15 protein-coding genes are annotated in these 18,594 nt (G+C 42.1%); 13 read left to right on the forward strand and 2 right to left on the reverse strand.

The features are described from left to right. Positions 1 to 13: 13 nt before the first annotated feature. On the forward strand, positions 14 to 1,606 hold the full coding sequence (locus BF9343_RS07505; protein WP_005786457.1) for a hypothetical protein: 1,593 nt from the start codon (positions 14 to 16) through the stop codon (positions 1,604 to 1,606). A gap of 180 nt (positions 1,607 to 1,786) precedes the next feature. Here BF9343_RS07505 and BF9343_RS07510 read toward each other — a convergent pair whose 3' ends face one another. Further along, positions 1,787 to 1,993: a hypothetical protein gene (locus tag BF9343_RS07510; protein WP_005786459.1), complete on the reverse strand. Its 207-nt coding sequence runs from the start codon at positions 1,991 to 1,993 to the stop codon at positions 1,787 to 1,789. 563 nt (positions 1,994 to 2,556) lie between these two features. Between BF9343_RS07510 and lpdA the strand changes: the two genes are divergently transcribed. The 5 genes from lpdA (at position 2,557) to BF9343_RS07535 (ending at position 9,188) form a co-directional block, all read left to right on the forward strand. Continuing rightward, complete coding sequence (gene lpdA, locus BF9343_RS07515; RefSeq protein WP_005786461.1) at positions 2,557 to 3,906, forward strand: dihydrolipoyl dehydrogenase; 1,350 nt, start codon at positions 2,557 to 2,559, stop codon at positions 3,904 to 3,906. Next, positions 3,906 to 4,607 carry a lipoate--protein ligase family protein gene (locus BF9343_RS07520; RefSeq protein ID WP_010992610.1) on the forward strand — a complete coding sequence of 234 codons (702 nt, stop codon included), beginning with the start codon at positions 3,906 to 3,908 and terminating at the stop codon, positions 4,605 to 4,607. Before lpdA ends, BF9343_RS07520 begins: the two co-directional genes overlap by 1 nt. A gap of 508 nt (positions 4,608 to 5,115) precedes the next feature. Continuing rightward, positions 5,116 to 6,483, forward strand: a complete 1,368-nt coding sequence (locus BF9343_RS07525) for a dihydrolipoamide acetyltransferase family protein (RefSeq protein WP_010992611.1) — start codon at positions 5,116 to 5,118, stop codon at positions 6,481 to 6,483. Positions 6,484 to 6,626: 143 nt separating this feature from the next. Next, positions 6,627 to 8,663 (forward strand): alpha-ketoacid dehydrogenase subunit alpha/beta, encoded by a 2,037-nt coding sequence (locus tag BF9343_RS07530; protein WP_005786467.1) that lies wholly within the window; start codon positions 6,627 to 6,629, stop codon positions 8,661 to 8,663. Positions 8,664 to 8,681: 18 nt separating this feature from the next. Continuing rightward, positions 8,682 to 9,188 (forward strand): flavodoxin, encoded by a 507-nt coding sequence (locus BF9343_RS07535; RefSeq protein ID WP_005800645.1) that lies wholly within the window; start codon positions 8,682 to 8,684, stop codon positions 9,186 to 9,188. Between the two features lie 76 nt (positions 9,189 to 9,264). Here BF9343_RS07535 and prmA read toward each other — a convergent pair whose 3' ends face one another. Continuing rightward, positions 9,265 to 10,107, reverse strand: coding sequence for a 50S ribosomal protein L11 methyltransferase (prmA, locus tag BF9343_RS07540; protein ID WP_005795115.1), 843 nt, complete (start codon positions 10,105 to 10,107; stop codon positions 9,265 to 9,267). A 123-nt stretch (positions 10,108 to 10,230) separates the two neighbouring features. Between prmA and BF9343_RS24260 the strand changes: the two genes are divergently transcribed. The 7 genes from BF9343_RS24260 (at position 10,231) to BF9343_RS07575 (ending at position 18,515) form a co-directional block, all read left to right on the forward strand. Then, on the forward strand, positions 10,231 to 10,377 hold the full coding sequence (locus BF9343_RS24260) for a hypothetical protein (RefSeq protein WP_374937092.1): 147 nt from the start codon (positions 10,231 to 10,233) through the stop codon (positions 10,375 to 10,377). 371 nt (positions 10,378 to 10,748) lie between these two features. After that, a complete protein-coding gene (locus BF9343_RS07545; protein ID WP_010992612.1) occupies positions 10,749 to 11,078 on the forward strand; it encodes a hypothetical protein in 330 nt (109 codons plus the stop codon). Positions 11,079 to 12,095: 1,017 nt separating this feature from the next. Next, positions 12,096 to 13,553: a C10 family peptidase gene (locus BF9343_RS07555; RefSeq protein ID WP_005795105.1), complete on the forward strand. Its 1,458-nt coding sequence runs from the start codon at positions 12,096 to 12,098 to the stop codon at positions 13,551 to 13,553. Between the two features lie 7 nt (positions 13,554 to 13,560). Continuing rightward, positions 13,561 to 14,094, forward strand: a complete 534-nt coding sequence (locus BF9343_RS07560; RefSeq protein ID WP_010992613.1) for a hypothetical protein — start codon at positions 13,561 to 13,563, stop codon at positions 14,092 to 14,094. A 285-nt stretch (positions 14,095 to 14,379) separates the two neighbouring features. Next, positions 14,380 to 14,799, forward strand: a complete 420-nt coding sequence (locus tag BF9343_RS21595) for a hypothetical protein (protein WP_224223172.1) — start codon at positions 14,380 to 14,382, stop codon at positions 14,797 to 14,799. A 676-nt stretch (positions 14,800 to 15,475) separates the two neighbouring features. After that, positions 15,476 to 16,810, forward strand: coding sequence for a hypothetical protein (locus tag BF9343_RS07570; protein ID WP_005786474.1), 1,335 nt, complete (start codon positions 15,476 to 15,478; stop codon positions 16,808 to 16,810). A gap of 34 nt (positions 16,811 to 16,844) precedes the next feature. After that, on the forward strand, positions 16,845 to 18,515 hold the full coding sequence (locus tag BF9343_RS07575; protein WP_005786476.1) for an OmpP1/FadL family transporter: 1,671 nt from the start codon (positions 16,845 to 16,847) through the stop codon (positions 18,513 to 18,515). The last annotated feature ends 79 nt before the right edge of the window (positions 18,516 to 18,594 follow it).

Consider the following 18,594-nt stretch of genomic DNA (forward strand, 5'->3'; position numbering starts at 1 on the left):
TTAAAAAAAGATTATGATGAAAACAAAAATGATATATATGATACTTCTGTTCTCAAGTATTCTTTTCGGGGGATGCGTTAGGGATGTCATTGATGATGTTCCGGGGACGGATGAGGACTATGCGGCAGATAAGAAGGACGTGGTCCTGATACGTATGGGAACTAACGATGCGGAAGTGAAAGATATTACATCCCGCTTGTTCAACAACATTCCTTCTTCCTGGGAAATAGGGAAGAAGACCATTGTGGACTATGACAAGATGAAAGATCCTGAGACGGAACTTAATGCCGACATCAAGAATCCGAAGATTTATATGACGGTCATTTTGAATATCGATGATGTTATCTCCGGTAAATATCCGATATCTCTGTTCCGTATGTTGAAGTTCTATAAAAGGGATTTTTATGTGATTGCCACTCAGTCCACTCCGGAACAGAAGGAGGAGATGCTTTCACTGATAGGAGTCTATATGGAAGCAGGTTATTATGCGATCAACTATGATAACGTACAGCATTACCGTATTTTTCCTTCTGCCGATCCGTATGCCAAAGATAATATGATTGGTAAGGGAGTGGCTTCCTTCAATCAAAAACTGTTGACCCGCTCTGCCGATACCTTACCCGAAGGTAACGATCCGGATCCCGGATATAATGCACAAATGGCGGATAAGGAGGCTTTGAAGAGGATTGAGATTTACAACCGTATCTATGGCTATGCTCAGGGAGACATGAACTACTCCATGCAGGCGGTCCCTTATAAGATGAAACCGGGTGCCGCACCCGATGTGATTATAGATAACTCCTGGGCGATAGATGCCTATAACTTCCAGATATACAGTAAGAACAACAACTGTATATTGAGTATCACGAATAATGCCGGAAATGGCTTCACTGCCAATATCAAAGACTATACCACTCCCAAAGGTGCCAATGTCTATGCTTACATCTGGAATTTGATGCGGGAGGCTTCCAGTGAGATAACCGTTCATTCGGACGGAGGAATTTTCAGGGAGATCAGTTATCAGCCGCAGACGGTGAATCACGGTGCCAGCTATACCGAGAACTCTTTCTGGAAAGTGTCTGTTTCCGTATCGCCCACCAAACTGGAAGACAAACCTTGGGAGGCGTTCAAAGTGTCGTTTGGTAAAGAATCGTCTACCGAAGTGTCTTACAAGACTAAATCGATGGACTATTCCTGCAAGGGGCAGTTTGGTAACGGGCTGTACAGCAAACTTTGGCAGTTTATTCCCGGAGAGTTCTACGACAGGGCGGAAGCCTTTGTTTACGAAACGAGTCAGGGATTGCGTTGGATAGACGCTGCACAAGCGATGACACCCAATTATGTGACATGGGGAGGCTGGACCCTTCGCCAGAATTATTTAAATCACATCAACAACAGTATGAAGTTGCATCAACAGCAGTGCATTTACTCTCTAGAGTCGGACGCACAGCCCGGAGTCGTTTCTGTGGCTATCACAGACGCCATCGATTTACAAAAGACGTATGTACACTATAACTGCGGCATTCGCTATGGGCACGATTCGGCTAGGACGGATCTCAAAATGTCGAAGATGGTGTGGATTGATTTCAGGCAGTGGGACAATTGACCTGCACCCTTAACTCTACGGCTATATGAGGTTTTTATCCATGCCTAAAGCCTGCTTCATTACAGATTGAGAGATTACACAACTATATAGCAAGAGATAAGTGATAATAGTGTTTCTCTGTGTAATCTGTTAATCTGTGGTGAAGTTTTGGCTTATTAGCACAGGATGGTGGCGTATCGCTTAGAATCTTGTCAGTTGTTTGGGCGATCCATGCCAGGAACAGCCCAGACAATATACTTCCGTAAAATCGAATCCTTCGATTGGGATTTCCGGATATTTGGGTACGACTGTTCCATCTTGGGCAATATATACTAACAGACGTTCACCCTGATCGTTTTTTACATACATACCGGCTATTTTACACTGGGGACAAAGCAATTTCTTCATATTACTAAAATGGATTCTTTATACTGTTTTATTTTTATAGTTAGCTCTATCTTGATATTATCCGTTCATATCAGACGGATGATATCCTGAAAGCTTTTTGTATCCCGACTTTCCGTAAATACAGATAGTAGGTTTCAAAAGTGCGCAAATATGCAGGCTTGTCGCTTAATAGACAAATAATTTATCAGAAAAATATCTTCCCTTATCTAAAATTGATTAATAAGCCCTGTTTTCTATACGGGTAAAGGGGGACAGAGTAAAAGGAAACGATCATATTGATAAAGATGAATGAGGTGTGACTGCTTATTCATTCTATAATAGAATTTGCCTGTAGATAATCTTTTTGTTTGGAATGTCATCGATCTTCGTAACCGGCTCTTTGCTCTTTCCCTGTAGCGGTAGGTATTTCTTTATTAGTGAACAGTTTTATTATGATTTATACTTTGTGTAGCAAAAGTAACTGTTTTACCTTATGAGGGCCATTGTAAAAAAACGGTCTTTTAAAACTAAGCTCTATCTTTTTTTGTTGTTAATCATATGAATAACTAAAAAAATATACGATTATGAGATATGATATAGCTATTATCGGTGGTGGACCTGCCGGGTATACTGCTGCCGAGAGAGCAGGAGCTAACGGTTTGCGTGCTGTTTTGTTTGAGAAAAAAGCAATGGGCGGTGTGTGTCTTAATGAAGGATGTATTCCTACCAAAGCCCTGCTTTATTCCGCCAAGGTGCTGGACGGTATTAAGAGTGCGCCGAAATACGGTGTCTCGGTAGAGGGGGCTCCTGCATTTGATATGGAAAAAATCATCGGCCGGAAAAACAAAACGGTGCAGAAGTTGACGGGCGGAGTGAGAATGACGGTAAACTCTTACGGAGTGACTATTGTAGATAAGGAAGCGGTGATAGAGGGCGAAGGTGAAGAAGGATTCCATATCCGCTGTGATGGAGAGGTATACGAGGCAACCTATCTGTTGGTTTGTACCGGATCGGATACCGTGATCCCTCCGATAAAGGGGCTTTCGGACGTGGATTACTGGACCTCACGAGAGGCGCTGGATAGCACTGTTCTTCCATCATCGCTCGCCATTATTGGAGGCGGAGTGATCGGAATGGAGTTTGCTTCATTCTTTAACAGCATGGGCGTTAGGGTGAAAGTGATCGAGATGATGCCGGAGATTCTTGGAGCAATGGATAAAGAAACCAGTGCGATGTTGCGTGCTGACTATACAAAGAAAGGGGTTAATTTCTATCTGAACACGAAAGTAACCGAGGTGAGTGATAAAGGAGTAACAGTGGAAAAGGATGGAAAGAGTTCGTTTATCGATGCCGACCGGATTTTAGTGAGCGTAGGCCGTAAAGCGAATATCACCCAAGTAGGATTGGATAAACTGAATATTGAGTTGCACCGGAATGGGGTCGTTGTAGATGAACACATGTTGACCTCTCATCCACGTGTATATGCTTGCGGTGATATTACCGGCTTTTCTTTATTGGCACATACGGCTATTCGTGAAGCAGAAGTTGCCATTAATCATATTTTGGGAATAGATGACCGGATGGATTATGATTGTGTTCCGGGCGTAGTCTATACCAATCCCGAACTGGCCGGTGTGGGTAAAACGGAGGAGGAGCTGATAGCTAAGGGTATTTATTATCGGATACAAAAACTACCGATGGTTTATTCGGGGCGTTTTGTTGCCGAAAACGAGTTGGGGAACGGACTGTGTAAACTGATTATCGATCATAATGATCGGATTGTCGGCTGCCACATGTTGGGCAATCCGGCTTCGGAAATTATTGTTGTGGCAGGCATTGCTATCCAGAGAGGATATACGGTCGATGAATTTAGAAAGAGTGTTTTCCCGCACCCGACAGTCGGTGAAATTTATCACGAGACACTGTTTGCCTGATGCGGTTTATAAATAGCTCTTTTACAGATGCCGGTTTCAATCTGGCGGCTGAAGAGTATTTGTTGAAGCAGGGTACAGAAGATGTATTCATGCTTTGGCAAAGTGCTCCGTCCGTAATTATAGGCAAGCATCAGCGGGTGGAAACGGAAGTGAACCGGACGATGGCGGAACAAAACAAGATTCCTGTATTCCGGCGGTTTTCCGGTGGCGGTGCCGTATATCACGATTTGGGCAACATCAATCTTACGTTCATTGAAACTACCCGTCTGGCGCGTTTCGAAACTTATCTGGAGCGAACGGTTGAAATGTTGACTGCCGCCGGAGTTGCAGTGAGAGGCGACGAACGATTGGGTATTTATGTCGACGGGCGAAAAGTCTCGGGCAGTGCGCAATGCGTACATCGCAATCGTGCAATGTATCATTGCACACTGCTGTATGATACAAATCTGGCGTTGTTGAACAAGTTGCTTGAGGTAGAAGGACTTGAGGAAAAGGTTGCCGTACATCCTGCTGTCCGTTCGGTACGTAGCGAAGTGACGAATCTGAAAGAGTATATGCATCCGGCTCTATCTACAGATAAATTCCGGGAGTGGGTTTTTCGTTATTTTGCAGGTCCTTCGATTGCCGAAGCGTTCAGTAAGGAGGAACTGGCTATTATCGAGGGGTTACGGGAAAGTAAATACAACATCATCTGTAACTGACGTGAATATCACCAAGCAGTCTGATTATTCAGTATCCGGTGGAGGAGAACTATTTTCCTTTCAAAATTCAGCCTTCTCATACGAAAAGTGTACTTCCATCTTCCACCCTCGATTTGGCAAGCTCGATTCATCGTTTGTATTTGATGTACAGATAGGATGTATCTGTTATCCTATCTGTTTATACCATTTAAAGCAGTTTGTTTTTCTTAGTATCTTTAGTGAAAATGGTTAGGTTCTTATCTCGTCCCGCATACCCGGGTTGAGATAAAGATACTTTAGAAAGAAGTAAAGTAATTATTGATAATGCGTTATGCTTGCTATGGAATCTGCTTGCTTTCTTGCTAATGCGTGAGAACGGATATTTAAAGGATGCGCGAGATTGATTTATGTTTTTAGCCACTAAACGGCTTTCTTATCCAGGCGATTACTTAAAAAAACATTAACTTAAAACTTTCTTTTTCACAATCTTGTTCTACTTGTACAAGTGAAAGAATAAATAATTGTGTATATGGCAAGATTCGAAATAAAAATGCCCAAGTTGGGCGAAAGTATTACCGAAGGAACCATTTTATCATGGTCGGTGCAGGTAGGTGACGTGGTCAATGAGGACGACGTACTTTTCGAGGTGAATACTGCTAAGGTCAGTGCGGAGATCCCTTCTCCCGTTGCCGGAAAAGTGGTGGAAATATTGTTTAAAGAAGGCGATACGGTACCGGTAGGTACGGTAGTTGCCATTGTAGATATGGATGGAGAAGGTTCCGGAGAAGCATCGGAAACCGCAGGCTCTGTAGAAACGGCGTCTGCTCCAAAGGCTGCCGAGGTGTCGGACACTGCGTCTGTTCCGAAAGTTCAGGCGGAAGTAGCCGCTCCCAAAGTGGAACGTTGGTATTCGCCGGCAGTACTTCAATTGGCACGGGAGGCGAAGATTTCTCAGGAAGAACTGGATTCGATTCCCGGGACAGGTTATGAAGGCCGGCTGAGCAAAAAAGATATCCGCACTTACATCGAGATGAAGAAAGGTGCTCCGGCAGCCGACGTCTCTACTACGGTGGTTTCGACGGTTTTGGCAAATAATTCGGGCTCTTCTCCTGTTCCTTCTGCAGAAGTACAAAAGAAGGCTGCCGCTGCGGCTCCTCAGGCTCAGCATGGACAATCTGCTTCTGCCGTTTCTTCAGATGCATCGGTAGAAGTCAAGGAGATGGATCGAGTACGTCGCATCATTGCCGACCATATGGTGATGTCGAAAAAGGTTTCTCCGCATGTGACTAATGTGGTCGAAGTAGATGTCACCCGGCTGGTGCGTTGGCGCGAAAAGACCAAAGATGCTTTCTTCCGTCGTGAAGGTGTGAAGCTGACTTATATGCCTGCCATTGCTGAGGCCACTGCCCAGGCGTTGGCTGCCTATCCTCAGGTAAATGTCTCGGTGGACGGATACAACATCCTGTATAAGAAACATATCAATGTGGGCATTGCTGTTTCGCAAGATGATGGAAACTTGATTGTTCCCGTAGTGCATGATGCCGATCGTTTGAATCTTAACGGACTTGCCGTAGCTATCGATTCGTTGGCGAAAAAGGCACGGGTTAATAAGCTGATGCCTGATGATATCGACGGAGGAACATTTACAATCACCAATTTCGGTACGTTTAAGATGTTGTTCGGAACTCCGATCATCAATCAGCCGCAGGTGGCTATTCTCGGAGTGGGTGTCATTGAGAAAAAGCCGGCTGTGGTGGAGACTCCCGAAGGAGATGTGATAGCCATTCGCCATAAGATGTACTTGTCACTCTCTTATGATCACCGTGTGGTGGATGGTTCGCTGGGAGGTAACTTCCTGCACTTCATTGCCGATTATCTGGAGAACTGGAAAGAATAGTTGCCATATCGGAGATTTACAGAATAATAAATCAGTCTCACCACAGATCTCCCGGATCGTTGCGGAACTTGTTTGGGGATCTTTATCCTTAAACTGTGATCATCTGTGTGATTTGTGGTGAAAATCCTAAACCCACTTTAAATATGAAGAAATACGATATAAAAACCACTGACGAACAGACTCTCCGCAAGTGGTATCATTTAATGACTTTGGGGCGTGCGCTCGACGAGAAGGCACCCGCCTATTTGCTGCAATCTCTTGGCTGGTCCTATCATGCTCCTTATGCCGGGCATGACGGCATCCAGCTTGCTATCGGGCAGGTTTTTACTCTTGGTGAGGACTATCTTTTTCCTTATTACCGGGATATGCTCACTGTGCTTTCTGCCGGAATGACTCCGGAGGAACTGATTCTGAACGGTATTTCAAAAGCTACAGACCCGGGTAGTGCCGGACGTCACATGTCCAATCACTTTGCCAAACCGGAATGGCACATCGAGAATATCTCTTCTGCTACCGGTACGCACGATCTTCATGCGGCAGGCGTAGGGCGTGCCATGGTTTATTATGGGCATAAGGGGGTTGCCATTACTTCACATGGTGAGTCTGCCACATCCGAGGGATTTGTCTATGAAGCTATCAACGGGGCCAGCAACGAACGTCTTCCGGTTATTTTTGTATTTCAGGACAACGGTTATGGCATTTCCGTCCCTAAAAAGGATCAGACTGCCAATCGTAAAGTGGCCGATAACTTCTCCGGTTTTAAGAACCTCCGCATCATTCATTGCAATGGAAAGGATGTATTTGACTCGATGAATGCCATGACCGAGGCCCGTGAATTTGCTATAGCCAACCGTACTCCGGTTATAGTACATGCCAATTGCGTACGTATCGGTTCGCACTCCAACTCTGATAAGCATACTCTCTATCGCGACGAGAATGAGTTGGCATACGTGAAGGAAGCCGATCCGCTGATGAAGTTCCGTCGGATGCTGTTGCGCTACAAGCGCCTGACCGAAGAGGACCTCCAACAGATAGAAGCTGCCGCCAAGAAAGAACTGGCTGCCGCCAATCGTAAAGCGTTGGCTGCACCCGATCCGATTCCGGAGAGCATTTATGACTTTGTCCTTCCCGAACCGTATATTCCTCAAAAGTATAAAGACGGACTTCCGGGGCCTGTCGAAGGTGAGAAGAGTTTCATGGTGAACGCCATTAATGAAACGCTCAAAGAGGAGTTTCGCCGCAATCCTGATACCTTTATCTGGGGACAAGACGTGGCCAATAAAGATAAAGGAGGCGTATTCAATGTCACCAAGGGGATGCAACAGGAGTTCGGTGATGCCCGTGTGTTCAGTGCTCCGATAGCCGAAGATTATATTGTGGGAACGGCCAACGGAATGTGCCGTTTCGATCCTAAAATACATGTGGTTATTGAAGGCGCTGAGTTTGCCGATTACTTCTGGCCTGCTGTCGAACAGTACGTTGAGTGTACACATGAGTATTGGCGTAGCAATGGTAAGTTTACTCCCAATATTACACTTCGCCTTGCTTCGGGTGGATACATTGGCGGTGGATTGTATCATTCGCAGAACCTTGAAGGGGCTCTTACGACTTTACCCGGTGCCCGTATTGTTTGTCCATCGTTTGCCGACGATGCTGCCGGGCTGCTCCGCACCAGTATGCGTTCCAAGGGATTCACTCTTTATCTGGAGCCCAAAGCGCTTTACAACTCAGTAGAGGCTGCTGCCGTTGTGCCCGAAGAGTTTGAAGTTCCCTTTGGTAAGGCCCGTATCCGCCGCGAAGGAACCGATCTGACTATAATTACTTATGGCAATACTACCCATTTTTGTCTGGATGTTGCCGAACGTCTTGCCCGGGAAGGGGTGGGGAGTGTCGAAGTTATCGATCTCCGTTCGCTGATTCCGTTGGATAAAGAAGCGATTTTTGCTTCCGTACGGAAAACCGGTAAAGTGATGGTGGTGCATGAAGACAAAGTCTTCTCCGGATTCGGTGCCGAAATTGCAGCGCAGATTGCTGGGGAAATGTTCCGTTACCTGGATGCCCCGGTACAACGTGTGGGCTCCACCTTTACTCCGGTAGGTTTCAATCCGATATTGGAACGGGCTATCCTGCCGAATGATGAAAAGATATATAAAGCAGCCAAAGAGTTGCTGGAGTTCTAATTAAAAAAACGATCAATCATGAAAAAGATAGGAATATTCTATGCTGCCAAAGCCGATAAAACCTCTTGGGTGGCTGAAAAGATTCAAAAAGAATTTGGTACTTCTGCCGAGTCTGTAGCCATCGAAAATGCCTGGCAGAATGATTTTGAAGCCTATGATAATTTCATAGTCGGTGCTTCCACCTGGTTCGATGGCGAACTGCCTACTTATTGGGACGAGCTTCTGCCCGAACTCCGCACCTTGCAGTTGAAAGGGAAGAAAGTGGCTATCTTCGGGCTTGGCGATCAGGTGAAGTATCCCGAGAACTTTGCCGATGGTGTCGGACTGCTTGCCGAAGTCTTTGAGAATGATGGAGCTACGCTTGTTGGTTTTACTTCTATAGACGGATATAGTTTCGAGCGTTCCCGGGCTCTGAAAGGTGATAAATGGTGTGGATTGGTCATTGACATCGAAAATCAGTCGGAAATGACTGATAAGCGAATAAAAGACTGGTGTAGGCAGGTGAAAAAGGAATTTGAAGTTTGATCCGGTCATACCGCAGAGTAGCACAGGACTGACTGTTATGTCGTTCGTGTGTTACTCTATGGCAGGCCTGTGTGTGTTAAAGTACGAACTTTACTGCTGCCCATCGGTTTTTCTCTTGATGGTGTACGAAGGTGAGTCCGTGCTTTTCTGCTTCCCGGCGGATAGCCGGAATATCATCGATATAGAATCCGCTCATAAATAACTCCGATCCCGGATGCATGCATGCTACATACTGCTTCATGTCATTCAGTAAGATATTGCGGTTGATATTGGCTATTACTACATCGAATGGCCCTTTCCCTTGCAATGCCGAAGCATCCCCCTGCGAGACGGCAATATCTGTCACTCCGTTCAGTTCGATGTTCTCTATCGAGTTGCGTACACACCATTCGTCGATATCGATGGCTGTGCAAGGCTTAGCTCCCCGCATCCGTGCAAGAATAGCCAGTATTGAAGTTCCGCAGCCCATATCCAGCAGCGACTTGCCGGTCAGTTCGCTATCCAACAATTCTCCGATAATCAGGCTTGTCGTTTCATGGTGTCCTGTTCCGAATGCCATCTGCGGATTGATCAGGATATCATATTCTGCCTTAGGCACGTCCTGATGAAATGTGCTATGAATCACACAACGGTCTCCGATCACAATCGGTTGGAAGAAATTTTTTTCCCATTCTTCGTTCCAGTCCTTGTCTTCGGCCTCGGCAAACGTATAAGAAATTTCCGTATCCGGCACAGGAAAATTTGCCAGCTCTGTTTTCAATGTCTCTTCGTTGTAAAGTGATTGCTGAATATAAGCGGTCAGTCCGCCTTCCCGTTCGACAAAACTCTCGAATCCGGCTTCGCCCAACACGGCAGCAAGCACATCATTCACCGTTTCGGTGCAAGGATGTGTATCAAAAGTGAACTCAAAGTACTTCATAGGTGTTTTTATTTGCAAAAGTACGATTTAAAGGGATAGAAACAAAGTAAACATTGTTTTTATCGGGTTGAGATTTGTTAAGTTAAAGAACAGGCTATTATGCAGTGAGCGCAGATAGTCCAATTGCCTCAAGAAGTAGGTCTTAGCGAGTCAGAACATATATACGATACTTCTCTGTACGTTCCTGCCAATATCTGCGATATCAGGCAGCATTATTCTGGCCCATTTTACAACCTAGCGATTAATCGCTGTATCAGATTAGAACGATAACAGAAGAAATGAATAAGGCGACTGAATAAGTCGTCTTTAACACTATAGCTTCCCATGTATGTGTGGCGCGTCCAATATGTCGTAATTTCTAATAATGGCAATAACTGGTTCAGAAAGAAATACTATCTTTGGTCATGTAGAAGCAAACTTTGTTATTTAACTGAAGTGTAAGTCTCCGGGTCGAAAGTCTCGGAGTTTTTTTGTGTATTTATTCCCCAAAGTGTGTGTTTATTCCCCAAACTTTTTTATTGTCTTGATCATAACTTGTTGTTTTATAGTTGATTTATGCTCTTTGGACATTTTGGCATGCCCTTTGCTTTTTATTTAGCATAAAAGTTGTTTTAATTATTCACACCAAAAAAATTACGATTATGAAAAAGGTATTAGTAGCATTAGCAATGATTATGGGATTAGGAACATCAGTAGCGTTTGCCAGTGTATCGGGTGACACTTTAGCAGTAGAACAAACTCTGCAAACTCCTCAGGACGAATTTACACAAATAGCCGCAAAGGAACTTCCTGCTGCTGTTATCAATGCATTGGCCAAAGATTATGAAGGTGCTTCGATAAAGGAGGCTTTCGTTTCGGAAAGAGAAACCAGTAAGGTATATAAAGTGATTGTGACTGTAATCAAGGAAGATCAATCTACGGAAGATGTAACTGTTCTTTTGAATGAGAAAGGTGAGATAGTGAAAGAATAAAGCGATTAAATGAGAGGCTTTCATTTACACTCTACTTTCTATAGCCCTGATTTTTAAAGATCAGGGCTGATTATTCTCGCAATTATAATCAAAGTTTTTTTAATCAGAAGGATCTTCCGGGATTGTTTTACATTTCCACGAATCAGTAGTCTTATGATAAGCCTATACGTTGTGAAACGGAGGTTCAATCTCTTTTTAATCTTGAACGTAGTAAGAGGTAATCACAGGCCTCTTTAGGGGGAGGACAATATATGTGTTGTTATGTCTTCTTTTGTCAGTTCTCCCGGATATAAGGTTTAATTGTAATTTGTTGACGTTTCCCCGCTTCTTATCACTAAGAAGTGGGGATTTGTTTCATCTGGAAGATTTTAGAGAATGTATTTTTACTCCTTGCTCTTTATTATATAGTATTTAGCTTTAGATCTCTGTTTTATGTATAAATACCTAAGAGTAGGTATTGGCGATTTACCATCCTTTACTTGTCTTTATAAAATATATGATTTAAGTCTTTTTTATTAATGAATTTAATCTCTTTCTTTTTTTTCGGATGTTCTGATGATATAGGGGAGTCCAACAAAAGTCTTTGCAGATAAGCTCTCCAATGGAAAAAACTTTTCATGTTGTAATGATATTGTCGGTGACTGGTTGTTTTTGGCTAAGTTTTTGGATTCAGTATTCCTCATATGAAGATCTGCTAGTTTTCTTTAAACTTACTGATTTTTAGGGCTTTTTGTAAAAGCAGTAAACTGATAATCTGTTGTCTAATAATGTATTTGACTTTTATCATTTGCTGAAAAACAAATCATAAATGAACTTTTTGATCCAAGTTTTTGTTATTTAAAATAAATTTTCAATAATTGATACTATGAAGTCTAATCGACATTTATTTTATTTTTCATTTAGATTTTGTTATTTCTATTCATCTATCAAACCACCATAAAAAATCTATATTATCTATATCTTACAATATAGAGACGAAAATAAAAATCTAAACTATAACTTACATAAATCATTAGAATGAACAAAAATACTATTCTATATGCAATATTGGCAATACTGTACTTTATGTTATTTTCTTGCTCCCAAGAAGAGTTGATTCTGCCAGACCCGACACCTCTGGATGCCTATAAAAGACAGAGTACTCAACTGGGTATTGACAGAGAAAAAATCAATATTAATACAGAAGATGCTAGTATAGTCGCAGAAATATTCAATAGAAAAAATCATCATTTAACAAGGAATTCGTTAAATGAACCTACCAAACGGATAAAAGAAATCTTTACTTTATATAATAATGGAAAACCGATGATGTATATTATCAATTATCAAGATCAAAAAGGTTACACCATTATTAGTGCAACTAAAAAATACTATCCTGTAATCGCATACTCCGATGTGGGCTCTTTTTCTCTGCAAGAGTCTTATAACGATGGTTCCTCCATTCTATTAGATGAGTATAAGAAAATTATGCAATATAACGAAATACAGCCAGATAGTATCATAGATAAATATAGGAAAAAATGGGTTGAGTTTGAAAATTTAAAAACAGAAAAGCTAAGTGATGTTTCTACAAGATCCTTAAGTGATTATGCAATGTCCATTAAAAAAGAGGAGCAAAAAAAGATCTGGACTAACAAGGGTTATGAATGCCATGACTTGGGCGCAATCCGAAATTTTCTTTCTAAGGAAAGGGCTGATGGATACATCAGAGACATCTGTAATCATACGGATCAAAACTATAACTGTGAGAAAGTAAACCTACTGTTAATAAAAAAATATCCAATAAAAACGATTGGACCATTACTAAAAACGAGTTGGCATCAACGCTCTCCCTTTAATGTAGATGCCCCCAATAAGTTGGCTGGTTGCGTACCAATTGCAATTGCGCAGATAGCCAAATATTATGAATGGCCCGTTACATATAGTTGGACACATATTCCATTGAGATGTAATACGAATATGGAAGATGATGAATTTTTCAAAAAGTTTATCAAAGACATTCGTAGTTTCTCAAAAGTAACCTACAAAGATAAAGCCACGGGAGCTACGATGGGCAACGCTGTAAAAGCATTCAAAAAATTGAATTATTCTGCAACACTAATGGACTACAAAAGAAGTGAGACAATTCAAGAAATACAAAACAACAGACCTGTTTTTATGGGAGGAGACAGAAAAGCAATTTTTTTTGATATAATCACTAAAGGTCATGCATGGGTATGCGATGGTTATGAAGTACGCCAGACACAATATGCATCATTAGTTTGGGGAAGTAAATTCAATATACCCGATATGGAAGAACCTGATTATTTTTTCACCAATGGTACCTATGATACCTCTGAATTTCTTCATATGAATTGGGGATGGGGTGAAAATGGGGGAAATGGATGGTATATTTTTGACAACATATATAATAGAACTCATGATGTCAGCTATCATTTAAATAGAGAAATTATTAAAGTGTCACCTAATAAATAACAACATTATGAAAAAATTATTATTATTATCTGTATTATCAATTTTTATGATTGCCTGCCACCAACCAGATACTCCACCATATTCATACAGTATGAATATAGATATGCAAATCATCTCTTCTTTGGAGACTACCTATCCTCTTGATAACTTAGAAACAGTTATTATTAACTCTAGATTAGAACTCGCTTCGTCAAGTTATCGAATAAAGACCTTGATCAGTTCTAATGACTTACAAGAGAGTTGGCTTGAACGTCCAATCGTTATGCTGGGAAGAGAAGGACATAGATATTTGTCTTTACCAATAACTTTTAATGAAGAGAAAGATAGATATAATGTGAAAATTGAATTTTATTGTCCAGAAATTTTTAAAGACGATAAATACCACACAATAAATATCGTTTATTCGATTGTTAAAGGGAAGTATTTATATAATTTAGAATCTTTTACATTAGATTCATATGCAGGAGAAATAGAGAATCAGGGAGAGAATAATGCTCCTATTATTGTATTCTCTATCAACACAGCCGAAAAAAAAGAGTAAACAAGGTCTTATAAAGAATAAGGCGACTGAATTAGTCGCCTTTAACACTATAGCTTCCCATGTATGACGTGTCTAATATGTTAAAGACGATCTTTTTGGTGCCGGTTTTTCGTTACCCGAAGTGACAGTAATCGGTAGACGTCCTACATCTTCTGAAAACCCGTTTAAATGGCCTTTTGGGGATATGCCTTCTGAATCTCCGAAAGCCCTTCCCGGACTTGATGACTTTTTTCTCCTCAAGGAGGCGGTTCATCTCCGTTATCTTCACCACAGCAATCAGGCTCTTTGCCTAAACCTGAAGAAGTCATTAAGGATGCAACTGTAAAAAAGGCTTTGGAAGAAGCCTGGAGTGATATGCTTAAGCGTTCCACAGAGGTCCAAAGACAAGAAGTTGGTTTCTGGATTTATTATGATCCGGTGAAAAAGCAATATTACATAGGTAAGAAACGATATGGTATGGCAGTGAAGAATGACGGAAAAGCAAGAGGAAATATAAGCCTTGGAGACAAATCTCCTTCTATAAATGGTGTGCCTGCCACAGCAAAAGTGGTTGCTTCTTTTCATACACACACTCCAATGACTGAAATAAAAGGTAAGAAAAGAAAGGCAGGTCCATCTAAAGAAGATAAAGAAAATGCCGATAAAAATAAAATACCTATTGATATATTAGTTTTCCGTTGCATTTTAGAAATTGTAATTTATTAAGTCAGCTATATTAATGCCGCCAAGATAATATGATAGCATAAAAATGTCTCGTATCCGAATTAGATTTTTTTCAAATCAGTATCTCGTGTTGCTTTAATTTCATCTATTTATATGATGCAAAAGGGTATGTGACGTAGGTGATAAATCGGCATTGTAGAGTAAATCTCATGATTGCTCTTACAAAGGATAGCCTTATTCTTATTGTATCAGAGCGTATTTTCTCGTTTCTTAATTTGCTATTGAGATAAGAAGTGTCTGCTCTTTTAATGATATATCCATTCTTGAACTCTTGTATGGAATTCACTGTTAGATCAGTCACTATATAGCGAGTTTCATAATTGTGCGAAAGAGCTATTCATATTTTATGTGTATTGTCTCTTAATATTTTTCCAGGGACAATTGTCGGAAATAGATTTGCCATAATTTGTTCTACAATAAATTGATAATGTAAATGTGTCTTCGGCAATTAAATAGCCTCAGAAGTAACAGCTCTTTACTGACTATTACTAATTGATAATGAAATAGTTTGCTGAGTATTAGTGCTGTTTTTGTTTAATATAAGATAAATAGGGAAATCCCTATTATTGTTTGGGGAAAATCTATCCGGCAGCGTGAATACCTTGCTTATCTTTGTAACGTGAATAAAAAGATTAAGAAACCAATAAACCACGGAAATATGAAAAAGATTGTGTTATTATCGCTGTTTGCCCTGTGCCTCCCACTACTTGTGATGGCGCAAAGCAATAATGACGACCTTTATTTCGTACCTTCTAAGGAAAAAAAGCAGGAAGCCAAAAAGACTCCTGTGAAGAAGGAACCGGAAAAAAAAGTTGTCACCACGAACATTTATACGTCTCCGGGTACTACGGTAGTAGTTCAGGACCGTAAAGGAAACAAACGCGATATGCGTGATGTGGATGAGTATAACCGCCGTTACGATGCCAAAGATAACGAGTTCGCAATGGAGGACGATACATTATACGTAAAAGAAAAAGCTGTCTCCGATCCGGATGGTGAATGGGTGAACGGGTTCAATGGCTCACAGGATGACTACGAGTACGCTGAACGCATCATTCGTTTCCGTAATCCCCGTTTTGCGGTAAGCATTAGCAGCCCGCTTTACTGGGACATTGTTTATGGAACCAATTCCTGGGATTGGAATGTTTATACAGACGGTTTCTATGCTTATGCATTCCCGACATTTACCAACCGCTTATGGTGGGATTGGCGTTACAACTCTTATGGTTCCGGATGGGGCTGGGGATGGGGCTGGTCTTCACCTTATTATGCTTGGGGTGGCTATTATCCCGGTTATTGGGGTGGCTATTGGGGTGGTTACTGGGGCGGCTGGTATGGCGGCGGCTACTGGGGACACCATCATCACTATCATCCCGGATGGGGTGGCGGCGGCAGCTGGGCAGGAAGATATAATACCTATACCCGTCGTGGTTCGTCTGCTGTGAGAAGCAGTTATGGCAACTCTTCGACCGTTCGCCGTTACAGTTCAGGTGCGGTACGCTCCAATAGCGGTTCTTCCGTTCGTTCGTCAGCGACATCTTCTTACAATAGAGGAGAGAGCTCTGCCAGACGTGTGATAGGAACGCGTGTAGTCGGTGAACGTCCGGGATCTACTACGCGTACAGATGCTTCTTCTTCACGTCGAAGTACCTATACCCGTCCAAGTAGTACACGCAGTAGTTCTTCTTATGAAGGAACTCGCGGCGGAAGCACTACTACAGGTTCTCCGTCTTACTCGGAAGGAGGCAGAAGGGCAAGTACAAGAAGCAGCTCTACTTATACTCGTGGCAGTTCTACGGCTCCTTCGCGTAGTTACAATGAGAGTACCACTCGTCGTTCATACAACAGTACTCCTTCTCGTAGCAGCAGTTCGTCTACGCGCAGTTATTCTTCACCTTCAGGTAGCAGTTCACGTAGTTATTCTACCGGTGGCGGTGGTGGTTCTTCCCGTTCTTCCGGTGGCGGTGGCGGCTCTTCAAGGGGTAGAAGATGATAATGGAGGTATTAACTTAAAAAAGCATTTGACGATGAAAAAAATAATTACTTTAGCAACTTTGGGGCTGTTGGTAGCAGCAGCCCCGATAAGTGCACAGACTGTGTACGATGCTGCCAAGATAACAGGAAAGGACTTGAACGGAACCGCCCGTTTTGTCGGTATGGGTGGCGCCATGGGAGCTTTAGGAGGTGATATCTCTACAATCGGAACGAATCCTGCCGGTATCGGTATCTATCGCAGCAATGATTTTATGACTTCTTTCGGCTTTTCCTCATACGGGACGGAAAGCAAATATTTGGGAGATAAATTTAAGTCGGATAAAATACAAGGTTCTTTTGATAATCTGGGGTTTGTATTTGCATCTAAGATTGGCAATGAAACTTCTTTGCGTTATGTGAATTTTGGATTTAACTACCATAAAGCCAAGTCTTTCTATAAGAATATGAATATGAAGGGAGGACTCGGTAACAGTTCGCAAACCTATCAGATGGCCCAACAAGCCAGTGGCATAACCAAATGGGGAGATTATCCTTATGATGATCCGGAGATAGGATGGCTTTCCATATTGGGATATGACGGTTGGTTGATTAGTGATATCACAACTGATAAAATGAATGCAGCCGGCAAGCCGAATTCTCCATATGTGGATAAGGATGGAAATCAAAGATACGATGCAAATGGTAAACCTCTGTATACGACACCGGGTAATTATTATGGTATGTATGATGACGGTGTCGCCAATTTCCACTCGCAAGAGCGTGGCGGAATCGACCAGTACGACTTTAATGTTGCTTTCAATTTCAACGACCGGTTCTATCTTGGACTGACTCTCGGGGCATATGCGGTTGATTATAGCAAGTACACTTATTATTCCGAAGCGTATACAGGAGCAAATGCACCGCAGAATTACAATCTGAGGAGTTGGAATAAGGTAAGAGGTTCGGGTTTCGATCTTAAGTTGGGTACGATTATCCGTCCGTTTGAAAATTCGCCCTTCCGTATCGGTTTGGCCATTCACACCCCTACGTTCTATAATCTGGATTATAAGACCAGTGCCCGTGTAGAATCGGATGTGTTGAACGTTGAGACAGGAAAGATAGATCAGTGGTCGGTGGATACGCGTGATAAGTTACCCGGAAATGGAGATATGGTGCGTGAATTCCGGTTACAGACTCCGTGGACTTATAACGTAAGTTTAGGTTATACCATTGGTACAAGTCTGGCATTAGGTGCCGAATACGAATATCAGGATTATTCAACGATGAAATTCCGAGGACCGACCGGTTCAAGCTCTGAGTTTACTTTTGAAAATAGCACGAGACCTATGATGAAAGGTGTGAATACCCTCCGTCTTGGTCTTGAATATAAAGTGATCCCGCAGTTTGCGCTGCGTGCCGGATATAATTATACTTCGGCTATTTTCCATGGAGATGCTTTCAAGGATCTGCCTTATTATTCTATCCAGACAGATACTGACTGGGCAAATACGAAGGCTCTGAGCAACTATACTTTGGGTATCGGGTATCGCGGTTCTGTATTTTATGCAGATCTGGCTTATAAGTTCTCTACTTATAATGAAGATTTTTATCCGTTCGTAAATAAGTATGAAGAAAACAATGCAACTACGGTGCTGACACCGGAAACAACCAAAGTGACTAATACCCGTAGCCAAGTGCTGTTTACTTTAGGTCTCCGTTTCTAATTAGATTCCCAAGCAATTAAATTATAACTTTTGTGTGTATAGAAATCCCCGAAGGACGATGCAGTGTTCTACGGGGATT

This window comes from Bacteroides fragilis NCTC 9343 (assembly GCF_000025985.1).
In the GTDB taxonomy this organism is placed as follows: Bacteria; Bacteroidota; Bacteroidia; order Bacteroidales; family Bacteroidaceae; genus Bacteroides; species Bacteroides fragilis.